The 16763-nt window shown below is 65.5% G+C and carries 14 protein-coding genes and 1 pseudogene; 6 read left to right on the forward strand and 9 right to left on the reverse strand.

Annotated elements, in window-relative coordinates; translation table 11 throughout:
• Positions 1-36: 36 nt before the first annotated feature.
• The 3 genes from ACZ9BC_RS03355 to ACZ9BC_RS03365 form a co-directional block, all read right to left on the reverse strand.
• On the reverse strand, positions 37-1107 hold the full coding sequence (locus tag ACZ9BC_RS03355; protein ID WP_476244716.1) for a quercetin 2,3-dioxygenase: 1071 nt from the start codon (positions 1105-1107) through the stop codon (positions 37-39).
• Between the two features lie 170 nt (positions 1108-1277).
• Complete coding sequence (locus ACZ9BC_RS03360; protein WP_079596747.1) at positions 1278-1577, reverse strand: DUF4193 domain-containing protein; 300 nt, start codon at positions 1575-1577, stop codon at positions 1278-1280.
• 263 nt (positions 1578-1840) lie between these two features.
• Complete coding sequence (locus ACZ9BC_RS03365) at positions 1841-2701, reverse strand: SDR family NAD(P)-dependent oxidoreductase (protein ID WP_476244838.1); 861 nt, start codon at positions 2699-2701, stop codon at positions 1841-1843.
• A 138-nt stretch (positions 2702-2839) separates the two neighbouring features.
• On the opposite strand from ACZ9BC_RS03365, the gene ACZ9BC_RS03370 reads away from it, so the two are divergent.
• On the forward strand, positions 2840-3433 hold the full coding sequence (locus ACZ9BC_RS03370) for a TetR/AcrR family transcriptional regulator (protein ID WP_476244717.1): 594 nt from the start codon (positions 2840-2842) through the stop codon (positions 3431-3433).
• Positions 3430-4542 carry a DMT family transporter gene (locus tag ACZ9BC_RS03375; protein WP_476244718.1) on the forward strand — a complete coding sequence of 371 codons (1113 nt, stop codon included), beginning with the start codon at positions 3430-3432 and terminating at the stop codon, positions 4540-4542. The genes ACZ9BC_RS03370 and ACZ9BC_RS03375 overlap by 4 nt, the downstream gene beginning before the upstream one ends.
• Here the strand turns inward: ACZ9BC_RS03375 and ACZ9BC_RS03380 are convergent.
• A pseudogene (locus ACZ9BC_RS03380) lies at positions 4498-4692 on the reverse strand (DUF3040 domain-containing protein); the annotation flags it as partial. The gene ACZ9BC_RS03375 and the pseudogene ACZ9BC_RS03380 sit on opposite strands and share 45 nt — an antisense overlap.
• Positions 4693-4828: 136 nt before the next feature.
• On the opposite strand from ACZ9BC_RS03380, the gene ACZ9BC_RS03385 reads away from it, so the two are divergent.
• Entirely contained in the window at positions 4829-5128 is a 300-nt protein-coding gene (locus ACZ9BC_RS03385) for a hypothetical protein (protein ID WP_476244719.1), read from the forward strand.
• Positions 5129-5138: 10 nt separating this feature from the next.
• Here the strand turns inward: ACZ9BC_RS03385 and ACZ9BC_RS03390 are convergent, their stop codons facing one another.
• Entirely contained in the window at positions 5139-6185 is a 1047-nt protein-coding gene (locus ACZ9BC_RS03390) for an aldo/keto reductase (RefSeq protein WP_476244720.1), read from the reverse strand.
• A 182-nt stretch (positions 6186-6367) separates the two neighbouring features.
• On the opposite strand from ACZ9BC_RS03390, the gene ACZ9BC_RS03395 reads away from it, so the two are divergent.
• The gene (locus ACZ9BC_RS03395) at positions 6368-7102 is read left to right on the forward strand and encodes a GAF and ANTAR domain-containing protein (RefSeq protein ID WP_476244721.1); all 735 of its coding nucleotides are present in this window, start codon (positions 6368-6370) and stop codon (positions 7100-7102) included.
• Between the two features lie 115 nt (positions 7103-7217).
• Here the strand turns inward: ACZ9BC_RS03395 and ACZ9BC_RS03400 are convergent, their stop codons facing one another.
• The 4 genes from ACZ9BC_RS03400 to ACZ9BC_RS03415 form a co-directional block, all read right to left on the reverse strand.
• Positions 7218-9800 (reverse strand): family 78 glycoside hydrolase catalytic domain, encoded by a 2583-nt coding sequence (locus tag ACZ9BC_RS03400; RefSeq protein ID WP_476244722.1) that lies wholly within the window; start codon positions 9798-9800, stop codon positions 7218-7220.
• Between the two features lie 83 nt (positions 9801-9883).
• Positions 9884-10714: a carbohydrate ABC transporter permease gene (locus ACZ9BC_RS03405; protein ID WP_476244723.1), complete on the reverse strand. Its 831-nt coding sequence runs from the start codon at positions 10712-10714 to the stop codon at positions 9884-9886.
• Positions 10711-11637 carry a carbohydrate ABC transporter permease gene (locus ACZ9BC_RS03410; protein ID WP_476244724.1) on the reverse strand — a complete coding sequence of 309 codons (927 nt, stop codon included), beginning with the start codon at positions 11635-11637 and terminating at the stop codon, positions 10711-10713. The genes ACZ9BC_RS03405 and ACZ9BC_RS03410 overlap by 4 nt, the downstream gene beginning before the upstream one ends.
• A gap of 64 nt (positions 11638-11701) precedes the next feature.
• Positions 11702-13015 (reverse strand): ABC transporter substrate-binding protein, encoded by a 1314-nt coding sequence (locus ACZ9BC_RS03415; RefSeq protein ID WP_476244725.1) that lies wholly within the window; start codon positions 13013-13015, stop codon positions 11702-11704.
• Between the two features lie 207 nt (positions 13016-13222).
• On the opposite strand from ACZ9BC_RS03415, the gene ACZ9BC_RS03420 reads away from it, so the two are divergent.
• Positions 13223-14254 carry a LacI family DNA-binding transcriptional regulator gene (locus tag ACZ9BC_RS03420; protein WP_476244726.1) on the forward strand — a complete coding sequence of 344 codons (1032 nt, stop codon included), beginning with the start codon at positions 13223-13225 and terminating at the stop codon, positions 14252-14254.
• Positions 14255-14428: 174 nt separating this feature from the next.
• On the forward strand, positions 14429-16693 hold the full coding sequence (malQ, locus tag ACZ9BC_RS03425) for a 4-alpha-glucanotransferase (protein WP_476244727.1): 2265 nt from the start codon (positions 14429-14431) through the stop codon (positions 16691-16693).
• Positions 16694-16763 lie beyond the last annotated feature (70 nt).

Raw genomic sequence — 16763 nt, forward strand, 5'->3', positions numbered from 1 at the left:
TTCTTTGCGTGCTGCTTCTTGCTGTGGGGCGGGATGCTAGGGGATGTCGAGTGCCGCCCGGCGCTGCGGCGGGGGACCCACCACGGTCAGGTCCATCTCGGCCTGGGCCCGGCCGAAGCCCTCCATGTCCATGTAGGGCTCGCCGCCCTCGGTGTACATGTAGTCCTCCGTGGGCTTGTTGAAGTACTCGAAGAAGCCGTTGAAGACCGACGGCGTGAGGAAGCCAACCATCTGAGTGTTGTGCGAATCGAACGCGAACGAGTGGATGGTGCCGGCCGGGGCGTGCACGAAATCGCCCTTGGTCAGCAGCATCTCGCGGCCGTTGGCGTACAGCCACATCCGGCCCTCCGTGCAGATGAAGTTCTCCGTGTGTTCCGAGTGGAAGTGCAAGGGGATGTAGGGAGTCTTGGCGCCCTTGGTGTGCACGGCGAAGTAGTTGGAGCCGGTGTTGGCGGGCCGGGACAGGTAGGTGAACATGGTCTGGTAGCTGACCAGGCGCTCGCCTTCCCCGGCACTGAGGAAGTAGGGGCTCTGCGTGGGCGGCAGGCCGGCGTCGTGCTTGAACGAAAGGGCCACGCGCTCCACGTCGGGGAAGGTGATGCCGAACTCGGCACCCACCTCGGCCTGCTCCTGCAGGCTTGCCGAGTGGCCGGCGCGCACCGGCGGGACGTGGGAGTCGATGGGGGTGCCCACCCGCTCGTAGTACGCCTCCGCGCCGCCGGGGGTCATCCAGTTGAGGAAGCGGGTGTAGTGGCTGGCCATCCGGTAGGCGTGCGGGGTGTTCGGCGGGATGACGACCGAGTCGCCCGGGGTGAGGACCCGGCTTTCGCCCTGCAGCCAGACGTGCAGGATGCCGTCAAAAACGTAGAGGGTCTTGTGCTCCACCTTGTGGCTCACGAAGGGGGATTCCGCGCCCATGCCGCCCGAGATGTAGGCGGCGCTGAAGATGCCGCCGGTGTCCGCCGCGCGGGCGATTACCGTCACCAGCTGGCCATTGATTTCGTAGCGTGCGCCCTCGCCGGACGCCATGTAGTAGGGGACCGCTTCGCCGGGCAGCACGTTGGCTGCCGGGAGCTGGGTGTTCATTTCCTCAACGCTGAGGGACATGGTTTCCTTCTTTCCAGTCGGCCGGCCCTTGCCGGAGCGTGACCTACATCATGGCTGGCAGCAGCTCCGGCCACGACCGGAAATTCCAATGGATGAAAACCAAAACCCCAGGCAGCTGTGATTCCCGGCGGAAGCGGAGTGGCCCGCTTCCGCCCTGCAGCTGCTCCCCGTCAGGACTCGCACTCCCGGCAGTACTTGTTGCCGTCCTTTTCCCTCGCCAACTGGCTGCGGTGGTGAACCAGGAAACAGGACATACAGGTGAATTCGTCGGCCTGGACCGGGACCACCTGGATCTGGAGTTCCTCGTTCGAAAGGTCGGCTCCGGGCAGCTCAAAGCTGTCCGCGAGGTCCGTCTCGTCAACGTCGGGGGTTGCCTCCCGGCGCCCCGGCTTCTCGGTCTTGAGCTCCTCCAGGGCGACATTGGGTTCTTCCTCCGGTGTCACCCGCGGAGCGTCGTAGTCAACTGCCATTGATGCGTTCTCCTGTCCGGCTTCTGGTGCCCAGATTATTCTGGACAGAGCGAAAACCCGGGGTGGTCCCCAGATATTCCCGGCGCTGCCAAGATACTGAATTACGGGTGCAGACGCCATAGTGTGGGCAATCCGGGGCCGTCCGCCTGTCAGGTAAGGAATCCCTGGAGGTGCGGCTGAACGGACGTCGCCGTGGCGGTGAAGGATTGTGTGGGACGCGAGACCCGCGACGCGAGACCCCGCGCGTGCGGGAGAAGGTCGCCTTACGGACGATTGGCCAGCCGGGAGCACTCTTCCCAGAGCCGCCGGCGGGCCTGCGGGTCGGAGCCCATTCCCGGCGTCGGCAGCTCCTTGCGCCCGGCCCACAGCTTGCCGGTAATTCCAGTAGTTTCGCTTGAGGTGGCCAGCCATAGAGGGGTGTCGGCAGCCTTTTCGGCCGGGCTGCCGAACGTGTTGGTGACCCACCGGAACGGCCCGCCCACGTCCTGCAGCAGTGCGGTGTTCTTGACCAGGCCCGGATGTGCAGCGTTTGCCACGACGCCGGATCCGCGCAGCCGCTCCGCGAACTCCTGCGTCAGGAGGACGCGGGCGAGCATGGTTGGGGGAGTGGAGCGGAGGTAGCTGTACTTGCCCTTGGCGGTCTGCAGGTCGTCAAAGTTGAGCCGCGTATTTCCGTACCTCGAAGCGATGTTCACAATCCGTGCGGACCCGTTGGTGGCGGCGCCTCTCTTGAGGGCGTCCAGCAGAAGGCTGGTCAGCAGGAAGTAGGACATCACGTTGGTGGCGAAGGTAAGTTCAAGCCCGTCAGGGGTCTCATGGCGTTCCTTGCGGAACACCCCTGCCGCGTTGACCAGGACATCGAACCGGCCATGTCGGGAAAGGAACGTGTCCGCCGCGGAACGGATCGAGGACTGCAGGGAAAGATCGCAGGCCAGCGGCTCAAGCGTCGCTGCCGGAGCCCGGCTGCGGATTTCCCCCGCCGCTTCGTCCGCCCGCGCCACGGTGCGGCCCACCACCACGACGGTGGCACCTTCCCGGGCCAGGCCGGCGGCCACTGCCTTTGCCAGGCCGCCCGTCGCCCCGGTCACCAGCGCAACGCGTCCATCCATGGAACCCACGGCCATCGCCTCCCGACGCTTCCATCTCGTCAATATCCCAGCACGAATCACCGGTCCTGGCCATAGCCCGAGGGTGCCGGAGCAGGGGTTGGCGCAGCCGCACCGAGTAGGTAGACTGATCTACCTACTCGAAAGAGGAGCTGTATGTCCCCCGACATTTCCATCCCGCCCAGGCGTCCGGCCCGGGAGTTGCTCCTCGGCGCCGCTGCCCGGCTGTTCTACGCCCGGGGCGTCGCCGCCACCGGTATCGACACGATTACTGCGGAAGCGGGAGTGGCAAAGAAGAGCCTGTACAACAACTTCTCGTCCAAAGCCGACCTGGTGGCGGCCTACTTGGAGGCCCGGCATGAGGAATGGCTCAGCCTGTACCGGGGGAGGCTGGAGGCGGCGAAGGGTCCCCGCGAGGGCGTACTTGCCGTCTTCGACGCCTATGTGGACCACGCCAACGCCGCCTACAGCCACGGTTTCCGGGGCTGCGGCCTCCTCAACGCGGCAGCGGAACTGCCGGCGGGGGACCCCGGCAGGCTTGCCGTCCGGCAGCACAAGGAAGAAGTGGAAACCCTCCTGGCGGAGCATGTGGCCGGGCTGCTGCCGAAGGAGGAACAACGCGCCGCGGACCTGGCCCGGCACCTGTCCTTCCTGCTGGAGGGCGCCATGGCCAGGGCAGGCCTGGAGGGCCGGGATGACCGGCTCCAGGATGCCCGGGCCATCGCCGTGCGGATGCTGGAGAACCTGTGACAGCAGATCGCAGCCACCCGAACGCCCCGCTGTGGGGCGCCCTCTTTGTGGTGGCGGCGTCAATACTCTGGGGAACCACGGGAACAGCGGCCACGTTTGCTCCGTCCGTGAGCCCGCTTGCCATCGGAGCCGTAGCGATGGGCATCGGCGGTCTGCTGCAGGCGGTGTACGCGGCCAGGCACATCATGAACCAGCGGCGCGGCCTGCTGGAGCGATGGCGGCTGGTATCCGTGGCGGCAGCAGCAGTTGCCGTCTACCCCCTGGCCTTCTACAGCTCCATGTATCTTGCCGGGGTGGCCATCGGAACCGTGGTCTCCATTGGATCGGCCCCCGTTGCCGCGGCGCTGATCGAGCGGTTTGCAGACCATAAGCCGCTCACCCGGCGGTGGCTCCTCGGAGCGTTCCTGGGAGTTGCCGGCGCGGGGCTGCTGTCCTTTGCCGGCCATGGTCCGTCCGGCTCCGGAACCGCTGATTCGTGGCATTCGACCGCGGGCATCCTGCTGGGGCTGGTGGCCGGCGGCACGTATGCCCTCTATTCCTGGGCTGCACACCGGCTGATCGGCGGCGGGATCACGTCGAGGGCCGCCATGGGAGCGGTTTTCGGCATTGGCGGGCTGCTGCTGATGCCGGTGCTCGGTGTGACGGGCAGGCCGCTGCTGGAGTCGTGGACCGCTTTCTCGGTGGGCGCGTACATGGCGCTCATTCCGATGTTCGCAGGGTACGTCCTGTTCGGCTGGGGGCTGGCCCGTATCCGGGCAAGCACTGCCACCGGCATCTCCCTGCTGGAAACGGTAGTGGCCGCGGTCCTCGCCGTGCTGGTGGTGGGGGAACGGCTCCCGGCACTTGGCTGGCTTGGCGCCGCCGTCGTACTGGGAAGCCTGTTCATCCTGACGCCGGTCACCCGCCGTGCCAAGGGCCGCACGCCGGCCGGCAGCGGGCGCGCATCAACCGGTGGGCTGTTCCCGGCGCCGCTGCCTGTGCGGGAAGAACCGGGCCAGGATGAGGCAGGCGCCCAGCCCCAGCAGCAAAATACCCAGGACGACGGCGGCAGGCGCCCCGCTGCCGATTCCCGCCATCAGGAGTACGAGCCCTATCAGGCAAACGGCTGAGCCAGTGAAAAGGCCTGCCGGGAATCGGCGGGCCGGGTAACCGGAGAGCAGCTCCATGGCCAGATGGGGATCGTCGGCAATCAGGCCCAGCTCCAGCTCCTTGAGCAGCCTCCGCTCCTCTTCGGACATTGGCATTGCATGCCCCTGCATTTCATGAGATGCGGATATCGGTATTGACCGTAGGAGCCTTGTCCCGCCGAGTCAAGGCCTGCCGCGCCGGGCTGGATCCGTCCGTAGATGACCTTGTACCGAAGGCACGGAAGGGGGCTGCGGCTAGGGTAGGGAAATGACATCGGGGGAAAGCAGCAGAGGCCGGTCCGGCCTGAAAATGTGGCGGAAAATCCTGGTGCCGCTGGTTGCGGTGGCCAGTGCCGTCGTCGGAATCATTGTGGTGGCAACCCCGCGGCCGGCCGTGGGCTGGTTTGCCTATGCGCCCCTCTCCACGCAGCCCTTCTCTTCGGACCAGCTGGTCTTTATGGACGGCACGGCCAAGGTGGGTTACGGGCTGATCCTGGCGGGACTCCTCGCCCTGGCGTTCTGGGCGGGTTACCAGGTGGCACTGCGCCGTGTCCGGCGGCAGGACTAGCCCACCGCAGCTACCGCCGTCGCAGTTCCGCGAACTCGATGGACGGGACGATTGCGCCGGCGTCGCGCTCCACGAAGTTGGTGCCCGGCGGCACCAGGTCATCGATCGCGTCCAGGACGGATTCGCCGAGCCGGACATCCGCCGCGCGCAAGTATGCCTGCAGGTGCTCCTCGTTGCGCGGGCCGATGATCACGCTGCTGATGGCCGGGTGGGCCAGGGCGAAGCCGACCGCCAGGTCCACGAGCGAGATCTCCAGCTTGTCCGCCAGCCGGGCCAGCGAGTCCGCGGCCAGGAGTTTGCGCTCGCTGGACGGTCCGGAGATGTCATACCGTCCGGGGAGCGAATGTACCCGGGCGGGCGCCTGGCCGGACTCGAGCGCAAAGTTCCCGGACAGCCAGCCGCCTGCCAGCGGGCCGTAGGCCAGGACGCCCAGGCCGTACTGCTGGGCGATGGGGAGCACGTCGCGTTCGTTGCCGCGCACCAGCATGGAGTACGGCACCTGGTTGCCCAGCGGCGGAATGAGATGGTTGGTGGTGGCCAGCCACTGCGCCTCCACGAGCTGCGCCGGGGTGAACACGGACGTGCCGTAGTAGAGGATCTTCCCCTGCCGGATCAGGTCGTTGAGGGTGGTGATGGTTTCCAGGACATCGGTGTTGTAGTCCGGCCGGTGGGCCTGGTACAGGTCGATTCGGTCGGTCTGCAGCCGGCGGAGGCTTCCCTCCACGGCCTGGGTGATCCAGCGGCGGGAGTTTCCGGAATGGGCGGGGTTGGCGCTCATTTGTCCGTGGAACTTGGTGGCGAGGAAGACGTCGTCGCGGCGGCCGCGCAGTGCCCTGCCCACCACCTGCTCGGACTGGCCCTGTGAGTAGACGTCCGCGGTGTCGATGGCGGTGATCCCGGCGTCGAGCGCCGCGTGGACGATGCGGATGCTCTCCTCGGCGCCGGTGGGCGCGCCGGACGGTCCGCCCGTTCCTTCGCCGAAATTCATGGTGCCCAAAGTGAGCGGACTGATGGGGGTCCCCGACCGCCCGAACACCCGCAGTTCACTGAGGCTCATCCCGGTCTCCTCCCGATGCCTTGCGTTGCATGCCCTTGATCGTCACGAGGCTACACAGATCCGCCGGAGGCCTGAAGATTCCTGCCTTAGTCCTTCTCTTTTCGACGCACGGAGTAACGCTGAAGTGTTGGGATGACGTTTTATGGCGAGCGCTGAGCCCGCCCGCAGGCTTATATTGAGGAATGGCCACCCCAAGTTCTGATGAGCAGTTCGTCAAGCTGCACGACCTGATTATCAGCAGTAACACCGTGAATGGCTTCCTCGGCGAGCTGTCCATGGTGGCGGCGTCAGCGGTTTCTGAATCCGCCGGTTCGGTGATCGAATGCGGCGTGACGCTCCGGCGGCGCAAGCGCAGCACCACGGTTGCGGGCAACAGCGACCGGGCACGTGAGCTGGATGAGCTGGAACAGGCGCTGGGCCAAGGGCCGTGCCTTACCGCGCTGGAGAGAATGAAGCCCGTTGTCCTGGCAGACGTGGACACGGATCCGCGTTGGCCGCAGTACCGGAAAGTCCTCGCCGACCACGGCTGCCGCAGCGTCCTGGGAGTTCCCCTGGAACTGGACCAGCACCAGTCGGCTGCGCTGAACTTCTTTGCCTCCGAACCCGGGGTCTTCTCCGATGACGTCGTCTCCACGGCACAAGGCTTTGCCGACCTCGCCGGCCGTGCACTGCGGCTGGCACTGAAAATTGCTGATGCGCAGAACCTGGCCGATGACCTGACGGCAGCCATGGAACACCGCACCACGATCGACCTCGCCTGCGGTGTGATCATGGCCCAGAACCGCTGCTCCCAGGAAGAGGCGATGGCGCTCCTCACCAAGGCATCCAGCCACCGAAACCAGAAGCTGCGTGATCTTGCGGCGGAGATTTTGGGCAGGGTGAACGGCGGAACGGTCACCACGCACTTCGAGCCCTGAGCAACACACGTGGATCCCTGAACGGGAGGGTATAGAGGAAGTCCGGCTGGAACCGGCGCTGCGGACGGCAGTTCCGGTTCCAGCCGGGCGGCGTTACCTGTGGGGACAGCACCCTCTAGGAGACTGCGGCCACCGTGTAGTCGAACCTTCCGGAGCCGATCTCCACGGGTTCCTGCCCGGGCAGCTCCACCCGTGCAGTGGTTCCGGTGGGCACCTCAACCTCCACGCTCAGGCCAGTACCAGTGGTGCGCCATGAAATGGCGGCCCGTCCGTACGGGGTTTTATGTGCCGCCGAGGCCCAGGTGAGACCGCCGCCGGGCTGCGGCCGGAAGAGGATCCGCTTGTACCCAGGCTCCATGGGCGCCAGGCCGGCGACGCAGCGGTGCATCCAGTCCGCCACGGCGCCCAGCGCGTAGTGGTTGAAGGACGTCATTTCGCCCGGATTCACCGTGCCGTCGGGAAGCAGGGAATCCCAGCGTTCCCAAATGGTGGTCCCTCCCTGTTCCACGGAGTAGAGCCAGGAGGGGCACTCCTTCTCCAGCAGCAGGTTGTACGCAGTTTCCAGCTCATCCACTTCGGTCAGCGCATCGGTGATCACCGGGGTTCCGGCGAAGCCGGTGGCGATCCGGTTGCCGGCTTCCCGGACCAGGATGGCGAGCCGCTTTCCGGCGAGCTTCCGGAGCTCCACAGTGGGAAAGAGGTCAAACACAATGGCCAGCGCGTAAGCGGTCTGCGCGTCGCTGGTCATCCGGCCATCAGGCAGGATGTACTCGGCGGCGAAGGCCTCAGCAGCAGCCCGGGCCAGCTCCAGGTAGTGCAGCTCATCCTCCGACTTGCCCAGGACGCCGGCCATTTTGGCGAGGTGCCGGGCCGACCAGGCAAAGTATGCGCTCGCCACCAGATGGCGGTCGGTCCTTGCCTCGCTCGGCTTTTCGGGCGGCGCGCTGGGGTCCAGCCAGTCGCCCAGCTGGAAGCCTGTATTCCACAAATGGCTGTCTCCGGCCAGCCTGTCCAGCAGGTCCACCCACGCTTTTGCGCTGGGGTACTGGTCAGCCAGGATTCCGGGATCGTTGAACCGCTCGTGGAGGACCCACGGGGTGAGGACCGCGACGTCGCCCCACACCGCGCCGGGCCGCACGGGCGTCCAGTAGTCCCCGCCCGGAATGACGGGAACGTACCAGGGAACGGTCCCATCGGGCGATTGTTCGGCGGCTACGTCCTTGAGCCACGAGGAGAGCATCCCGGAGCAGTCGTAGAGGAAGGTGGCGGTGGGTGCGAAAACCTGGAGATCCCCGGTCCAGCCCAGGCGCTCGTCGCGCTGCGGGCAGTCGGTGGGGATGTCCACGAAGTTGCCCTTCATGCTCCAGCGGACGTTTTCGTGCAGCCGGTTCAGGCCGGCATCGGAGCACTCGAACCAGCCGGTGCGTTCCATGTCGGTGTGGTAGACGCGGGCCACGACGTTTTGGGCGACGTCCCCGCCGGTCCAGCCCTCGATCTCGGCGTACCGGAAGCCGTGGATGGTGAAGCGTGGCTCCCACGTTTCCGGCGCTCCGCCTGCCAGCGTGTAGACGTCCGTCGCGGCTGCTCCCCGCAGCGGCCGCGTGTAGAGCTCGCCGTCCTGCAGGACTTCGGCATGGCGCAAGGTGACTTTGGCGCCTGCTTCGCCGTGGACAGTGATCCGAAGCCTGCCCACGAGGTTTTGCCCGAAGTCCAGGATGAGCTTCCCCGACGGCGACGTGGAGACGCTAACCGGCTTCACCTCATCGGTGCACCGGACCGGAGGACCTTCGGGAGCCACGAGGGTGGCCGGGTCCCTGGTCACGGCGGCAACGGGGTGCCAGCCGCCGTCGTCGAACCCGGTGCTGCTCCAGCCTGCGGGGAGCTGACGGGCATCGTAATCCTCGCCCTCATACAGGCCGGTGAACAGGATAGGCCCGAAGGCTGCCTTCCACTCGCTGTCCGTTCCCAGCACGGTGACAGAGCCGTCGTCATGCGTGACGTGGAGCTGCGCCAGCAGCGCGAGCTTGTCGCCATAGAGGTTCCGGTGTCCGCCCTGAAAGCCGAAGCGGCCCCTGTACCAGCCGTCCGCCAGCCAGGCACCCATGGCGTTGTCGCCCTCGGCAAGATGCGCGGTGACGTCGTAGGTGTAGTAGCGCAGCCGTTTGCCGTATACGGTCCAGCCGGGGGAGAAGGCGTCGCTTCCGATCCGGGTCCCGTTGACCTCCATTTCGTACAGCCCGTGCGCGGTGACGTACAGGCGGGCCGACGCCACCGGCCTGGACAGCGTGAAACCGCGCCGCAGCAGCGGCGGACGCCGGTCCGAATCCGGGTCCTCATCCCAGGCAGGGGTGATGGGGGTTGCCGTCCAGTCAGCGGGTGACAGCAGGCCGGTTTCGACGGCGGCGGCGGGACTCCAGGGGCCGGGCGCCTTATCTGCCTCACCCCAGAGCCGCACGCTGACGTCCGCGCGCTCGCCGGAGCCGAGCGGCCGGGCCGGCCACGGCTGAAGCACCGAGTCCTGTGACTCGATGCGCTCACTGAGCCAGGTGCCTGCCGCTGAGGTCACGGACACTTGGTAGGCGGACTGGGCCCAGCCGGGCTCGGCGCGGGTCTTCCAGGAGATGCGGGGTGTTGCGGTCCCGATGCCGAAGGCACCGGGAAGATGCTCGAAGGTCACCGGTTGGACGGTGGCAGACATAAGGCCTCTTCCATGCAGGGGTGATGAACGTGGGGCGCGGGGCAGGACCCCGCGCGGGAGTTGGTGTAAGGGTGCCGGGGGTCCTAGCCCTTGACGGCGCCGGCGGTCATGCCGGCCACGATCTGGCGGTTGAAGAACAGGTACATGACCAGCGGCGGGATGGTGATCAGCAGGATGTTCATGAAGAGCAGGTTGTAGGCGGTGGTGAACTGGCTCTGGAAGTTGAACAGGGTCAGCTGGACCGTGGCGTTGGCATCGCCGGGCAGGAAATAGAGCGGGTGCTGGAAGTCGTTGAAGACGGCCACGGACTGCACCACGATCACCGTGACGATCACCGAGCGCAGCAGCGGGAAGATCACCCGGAAGAAGAGCCGCACGGGCCCGCACCCGTCGATGACCGCGGCCTCGTCGAGTTCACGGGGAATGATGGAGATGAACGCCCGGAACAGCATGATGCAGAACGACAAACCAAACGCCACTTCGATTAGGATCAGGCCGGGCAGGGTCTTGAACAGTCCCAGTCCCTGGAGGACCCAGATGGTGGGCACCACGGCAGGCGGGATGATCAGGCCGGACAGGATCAGGAAGTTGATCAGCGGATTCCAGCGGCTGCGTCGCCGCTGCAGGACCCAGGCAACCATGGCGGCCAGGATCACCATGATGGCTACGCTGGCGACGGTGAGGATGGTGCTGTTGATGAAGGCCGTGACCAGCATGAACCTGCGGGCGGAGAGGACTTCCTGGAAGTTTTCGATCAGGGCGAAGTTGGTGGGCCAGGAAAATTCGAGCTTGTTGGCTTCCCGGCGGTCCTTCATGGCGGTCAAAGCCATAAAGAGCAGCGGAATGACAAACAGCACCACGGTGACGGCGATGGCCAGGATTCCCACGCCATAGCGCTTAAGGGCGGCGGTCATGCCTCTACCTCCTTGCGGTTCAGGATCATGGACAGGGGCACGATGACGGCCGTGACAATCAAAAACAGAACAACGTTGCCGGCGGTGGAGAGCCCGTAGAAGCCCGCCTGGTATTGCTTGTAGATCACCGAGGCGATGACGTCCGAGGTGAAGCCGGGGCCGCCCTTGGTCATGGCCCAGATCAGGTCGAAGGAACGCAGCCCGCCGATCAGGGACAGGATGATGACGGTTGCGGTTGCGGGACGGGCCAGCGGTACGGTGATATTCCAGAAGCTCTTGGACGAGCTGGCGCCGTCAACTTTGGCGGCCTCGAAATACTCCTGCGGAATGGACACGATGCCTGCGATGAAGATGACGGTCGCGAGGCCAACGCCCTTCCAGACGTCCACGAAGGCCACCGACATCAGCGCCCAGGCAGGGTCCGTGAGCCACTTCGGGCCCTCGATGCCGACGACGGCGAGCGCTTCGTTGATCATGCCCCGGGAGGGGTCCATCAGCACGGTGAAGACAATGCCGACGCCGATGCTGCTGAGCAGGACGGGGAAGAAGATCACGGAACGGAGGTAGCCGCGGGCAATAATCTGCGAGGTGAGGAGCACCGCCAGCAGCATTCCGAGGACCACCTTCAGGGTGGAGGTCACCACGCCGTAGATGAAGGTGTTGGTCAGGCCTTTGAGGAGCGCCGGTTCCGAGAAGAACTGGACGAAGTTGTCCATGCCGATCCACGTGAATTCGGTCAGGTTCCAGCGCGTGAAGCTGAAGAAGAACGAGGCAAAGGTCGGAACCAGGAACAGGGTTGTGTAGACGAGCGCGGCCGGCAGGTAGAACCAGTAGGGGTAGGACGACTTGCGCTGGCGCCTCTTGGGTGCCGCGGCTGCCAGGGTCCGCCCGGCAGGAGCGGCGACAGTGGTGTTGGTTGTCATGTCAGTATCTCCAGTTGCCGTCCGGGCCGGGGTGCGGCCCGGACGGCAGGGTTGGTGGCGGAGGTCAGTTCCAGCCGGGCAGGTTCAGCTGCTGGGCCTGCTTCTTGACGTCCTCGTCGTAGAGGGCGGCACCGTCCTTGGCCGAGCGGATGCCCGAACCCACCTCGACGGTGATCTGTTCCAGGGCCGGGCCCTTGACGGGGGAAAGGAACTCGAGGGCGGGGCTGTTCCTGCTCTCGTCCTCGAAGAACGGCAGCATGTCCTTCACCGCAGCGGGGACATCATCGGGCAGGTCGCACCCCTCCACCAGGTAGGGGCCGTTTGCGCCCACGGCTTCGGTTTGGGAATCGCAGCCATCCTTGCTGGCAATGAAGGCCAGGAACTTCTTGGCTTCCTCCACGTTCTGGGTGGACTTGGGCAGGTAAACGCCGCCGGGCAGCCAGACGGTCAACGGGTTCTTGGATGCGTCGTCACTGGGAAGCGGGAAGATACCCAGGTCATTGATTTTGTCCGGGTAACTGACCTGGATCTCGGGCAGCGCGAAGCTGAGGATCGGGTAATGGGCGCCTTCCCCGTTGACCAGCTTCTCGAGGCCCTGGGCATAGGTCGCAGAGGCGAAGTCTTCATTGAAAAGGCCGGCCTTGAAGGCTTCCTCCTGGTGTTCAAAGCCCTTGATTGCGGCGGGATCGGTAGCGTACTTGACCTTGTTCGCCGTGTAGTCCTCCGCAAAGGTGGGATTGGCCGCGGCAACGTTGGCAAAGTCGCCCAGGACGAACAGCTGGGACGTCCACGTGGTCTGGTACGTCTGGATGATCGGATCGATACCGGCGTCCTTGATCTTCCGGCTGTTCTCCATGAATTCGTCCCAGGTCTTGGGAACGGAGAGGCCCAGCTGTTCGTAGACCTTCTTGTTGTACATGACGCCGCCGGCCGAGCCGGTTCCCACGGGAACGCCATAGACCTCGCTGCCGGACGTGACTACCGGTTTGAAGGAATCCGACACGTTATCCATGTACGGCTCGCTGGTAAGGGGCACCAGGTTCTGCTCCGGGTTGATTTGCTGGAACAGCGATCCGGTGTTGTAAGAGAACACATCGGCCATATCGCCGGTGGCCAGCTTCGTCTTGACGATGTTGTCCCCGTCGCCGCCCTGGGGCCGGGTTTCAATTTCGACCTTGATGTCCGGGTTGGCTGCGTTGAAGTCCTCGGCGAGCTTCTCCGCGTAGGTGATGGTGTTCTCGGTGTTGTCGACAAGCCAGGTGATGGTCTTGGCATCGCTGCTTTCGCCTCCGCCGGCGGAGCATCCGGTGAGGATCAGTGCTGCTGCCGTGACGCTTCCGGCAATGACGGGCCAGCGCCGTTTAGGGGTGGTGTTCATCTTTACCTCCTCGTAAAGCCGCAGGCCCCTACAGGTCCTGTGGAACGTTTCAAAGCAGTCAATGTGGTCGAGGTACTGCGGAATGACTGCCGGGAATTCTTGTAGATCGGTCTACGTTTTTAATGTAAGCCACGCCACGTCCGAGGCGCAAGGGATTTTCGTAGATCAGTCTACAATTTCTTTAGAAGCCAATCGGATGGGGACGTTGTGGACGGGCAGCAGAAGCGGGCAACTATCAGTGATGTTGCCGAGCACGCGGGTGTCTCGCGTGCTGCTGTCTCCAAGGTCCTCCGCGGCGCGTACGGCGTGAGCGACGTTATGAAAAAGCGCGTCGAGGAGTCGATGGAAGCCTTGGGGTACCGCCCCTCGGCCCTGGCGCGCGGCATGCGCGGCAGGAGCTTCACCCTGGGCGTCTTCGTCGTGGATCTCTCCAATACGTTCGTCACCGTCCTGATTGAAGGCATCCGTGCTGAAGCGGAGAGCCGCGGCTACCAGGTGTTCATCGGCGAGGCGGATATGGGGCTGGCCCAGCAACAGCAGATGATCGATGCCATGCTGGACAGGAAAATGGATGGGCTGGTACTGATTGCCCCGTTCGGCCCCGAGCAAGAGCTGGAGAGAATCGCCGGAAGCACCCCCACCGTGGTGCTCGGGCGCCACGGCCCGGGCCAGGGTTATGACACGGTTGCCAGTGACGACATCGCCGGCAGTGCCCTGATTGTTGACCATCTGGTCTCCCTTGGCCACCGCCGGATTGCGCACCTGAAGCACGTCGGCCGGGAGAAGAACGAGAGCACCATGCCGCAGTCGGTTCGTGCCGAAGGCTACGTTCAGGCAATGGTGCGCAACGGCCTGGAGAAGGAGGTGGATGTGATCGAATCGCGGTGGAACCACGAAGGCGGCGCCGCAGCCGTTGACCTGATGCTCAAGCGCGACACTCCGCCTACTGCCGTGCATACCGGAACCGACATGGCAGCGTTCGGTGTGCTTGCCCGGTTCTTCGAGCTGGGTCTGCCCATTCCGGAGAATTTTTCGGTGGTGGGCTACGACAACGCCCGTGCTGCATCTCTTCCACAGGTTGCCCTCACCACCGTGGACCAGTCCGGGTTCGAAATGGGCACTCTGGCCACGAAATTCCTGGTGGAGCGGATCGAAGGACGCCAGGAGCCCCAAGCCGCACTGGTCCAGCCGACGCTGATGATCCGCAGAACTACCGGGCCCGCGCCGGACGCCGGCTAGGCGCAGCGGAAGGTTACGGCACGAGGGCTGAAAGCCCGGGTGTGAAGCGCCCCGGTTTCGTCTCCGTGCCGCCCTGCAATAATCTGAACCAACGGTTGTGCGCGGGGTGCAAACGCCGGTACAACAAGCAGCACTGTAAGTTCGGGCCCATCACACCAGACGAGGCGGACACGCATGACGGCTTCAGACCAGCAGCAAGCACCACGGCCAGGGATGCCGGCGGAGCCACCGAATGGTCCTGCCGGTGCCCGCGGAAGTGCTGCCCATGATGCTGAAGCACCTGGATCCGTGGACCCCCACCTTCTCCAACAGCTGGCCGACGCGCACGGAGTGGGCACCTCGTTCCAGGGCTGGGACGGGCTGCCCCATGCCGTTGCCGAAGAAACGCTCATCAAGGTCCTGGCTGCCCTTGGCGTCCAGGCCCACACGAACCAGCAGATCCAGGCAGCCCTTGCGGAAGCGGAGCTGGCGCCCTGGCGGCGGATGCTGCCTCCCGCCGTCGTGATCCAGCAGGGTGAACCCGCGCAGGTTCCGGTCCATGTGCGGGAGGGTGCCACGGCGTACCTCACCATCACGCTCGAAGGAGGGGCGGGCACCCGGAAAGCTGTGCAGCAGGATGTCTGGATGCAGCCCCGCGACGTGGACGGCGTGTCCGTCGGGCGCGCCACATTTGCCCTGCCCCAGGACTTGCCGCTGGGCTGGCACACGCTTCACGCCGAATCCGAAAGCACCAGCGCGTCGACCACCCTGGTGGTGGTTCCCGCGAAGCTGGAAACTGCCAAAGCATTGGAAAAACGGCGCGGCTGGGGCCTCGCAACGCAGCTGTATTCGGTGCGGTCCAAGCGGTCGTGGGGGATCGGCGACTTCGCGGACCTGGCTGACCTGGCCGCGCTGAGCGGTGCCCGGGGTGCCGACTATGTGCTGGTCAACCCGCTGCATGCTGCCGAACCGGTGCCGCCCGTCCAGCCCTCGCCGTACTCGCCGTCCACCCGGCGGTTCTTCAACCCGCTGTACATCCGCATCGAAGCCATTCCGGAATTGGCCTACCTCAAACCCCGCAAGCGCGCCCTGGTGGAGCGGCTCCATGAGGAGGTGGCCGGCTTGAACAGGGACGCCAACCGGCTGGACCGGGACGCGGTCTATGCCGCCAAGCTGCAGGCCCTCGAACTGCTGTACCACACCCGCCGGTCGCCGGCCCGGCAAGCCGCCTTTGATGACTTCTGCCGGATTTCGGGCAGTGGCCTGGACGACTTTGCGCTCTGGTCCGCCATCCGCGAGGACCTCGCCCCGGATGATCCGCTGTGGAAGGATCCCGCCTGCGCCCTGGGCACTCCGGAGGCCGAAGCCCTCCGTGAAAAACTCGCTGACAGGATTGGCTTTCACCGCTGGCTGCAGTGGATCTGCGACGAGCAGCTTGAAGACGCCCAACGGACCGCACTGCGCGCGGGAATGCGCCTCGGTGTGGTCCATGACCTGGCCGTTGGTGTGGACCACAGCAGCGCCGACGCCTGGACTCTGCAAGAGGTGCTGGCTCCCGCCACCAGCGTTGGGGCACCGCCGGATATGTACAACCAGCAGGGCCAGGACTGGGGCCAGCCGCCATGGCATCCTGCCCGCCTGGCCGAGGCCGGCTATGCGCCGTTCAGGAACATGCTGGCCACGGTGCTGCGGCATGCGGGCGGCATCCGCGTGGACCACATCCTGGGCCTGTTCCGGCTCTGGTGGATCCCGGTGGGCAATGCCCCCGGCGACGGTGCCTACGTCCGCTACGACCACGAGGCACTGATTGGCATCCTCGCACTCGAAGCCCACCGCGCCGGCGCCGTGGTAATCGGCGAGGACCTGGGCACGTTCGAGCCGTGGGTGCGGGACTACCTTGCCGCGCGCGGCATCATGGGCACGTCTATCCTCTGGTTTGAGTACGACGGCGATTCGCCCCTCGCGCCCGAAAAGTACCGCACGCAGGCGCTCGCCAGCGTCAATACGCACGACCTGCCGCCCACCGCCGGATACCTCGCCGGGGACCATGTGGCCCTGCGAAGCCGGCTTGGCCTGCTGGAACGTTCCGAAGCGGAGGAGCGTGCCGAGCACAACGCGTCCCTCGAGAAAATGCTCGCCCTGCTGCGGGAACGGGGCTACCTGCCCGACGGCGGCGCCGGGGGGCCCGGCGGCGGACCTTCCGCGTCGGAAGAGCAGACCATCGAAGCTTTGCACCTGCTGTTGACCCAGACGCCGTCGGTATTGCTTGGTGTGGCCCTCGTGGATGCGGTGGGGGAGCGTCGCGTGCAGAACCAGCCCGGAACCACGGAAGCCCTTTACCCGAACTGGCAGGTTCCCCTGGGTGGACCGGACGGCAGGCCAGTGTTCCTTGACGACCTTCCCGCCAACGCGCGGTTCAACACGCTCCTCGCGGCGGTGGAGGAGGCCCTGCACCCATAGGCCGGCAGCGAGGACACACAGCAACGCGGAGTCACTTTTCGCCCGATCCGATGCCTCGGAGCGGCCTCAA

This window comes from Pseudarthrobacter sp. TE3704, assembly GCF_056279405.1.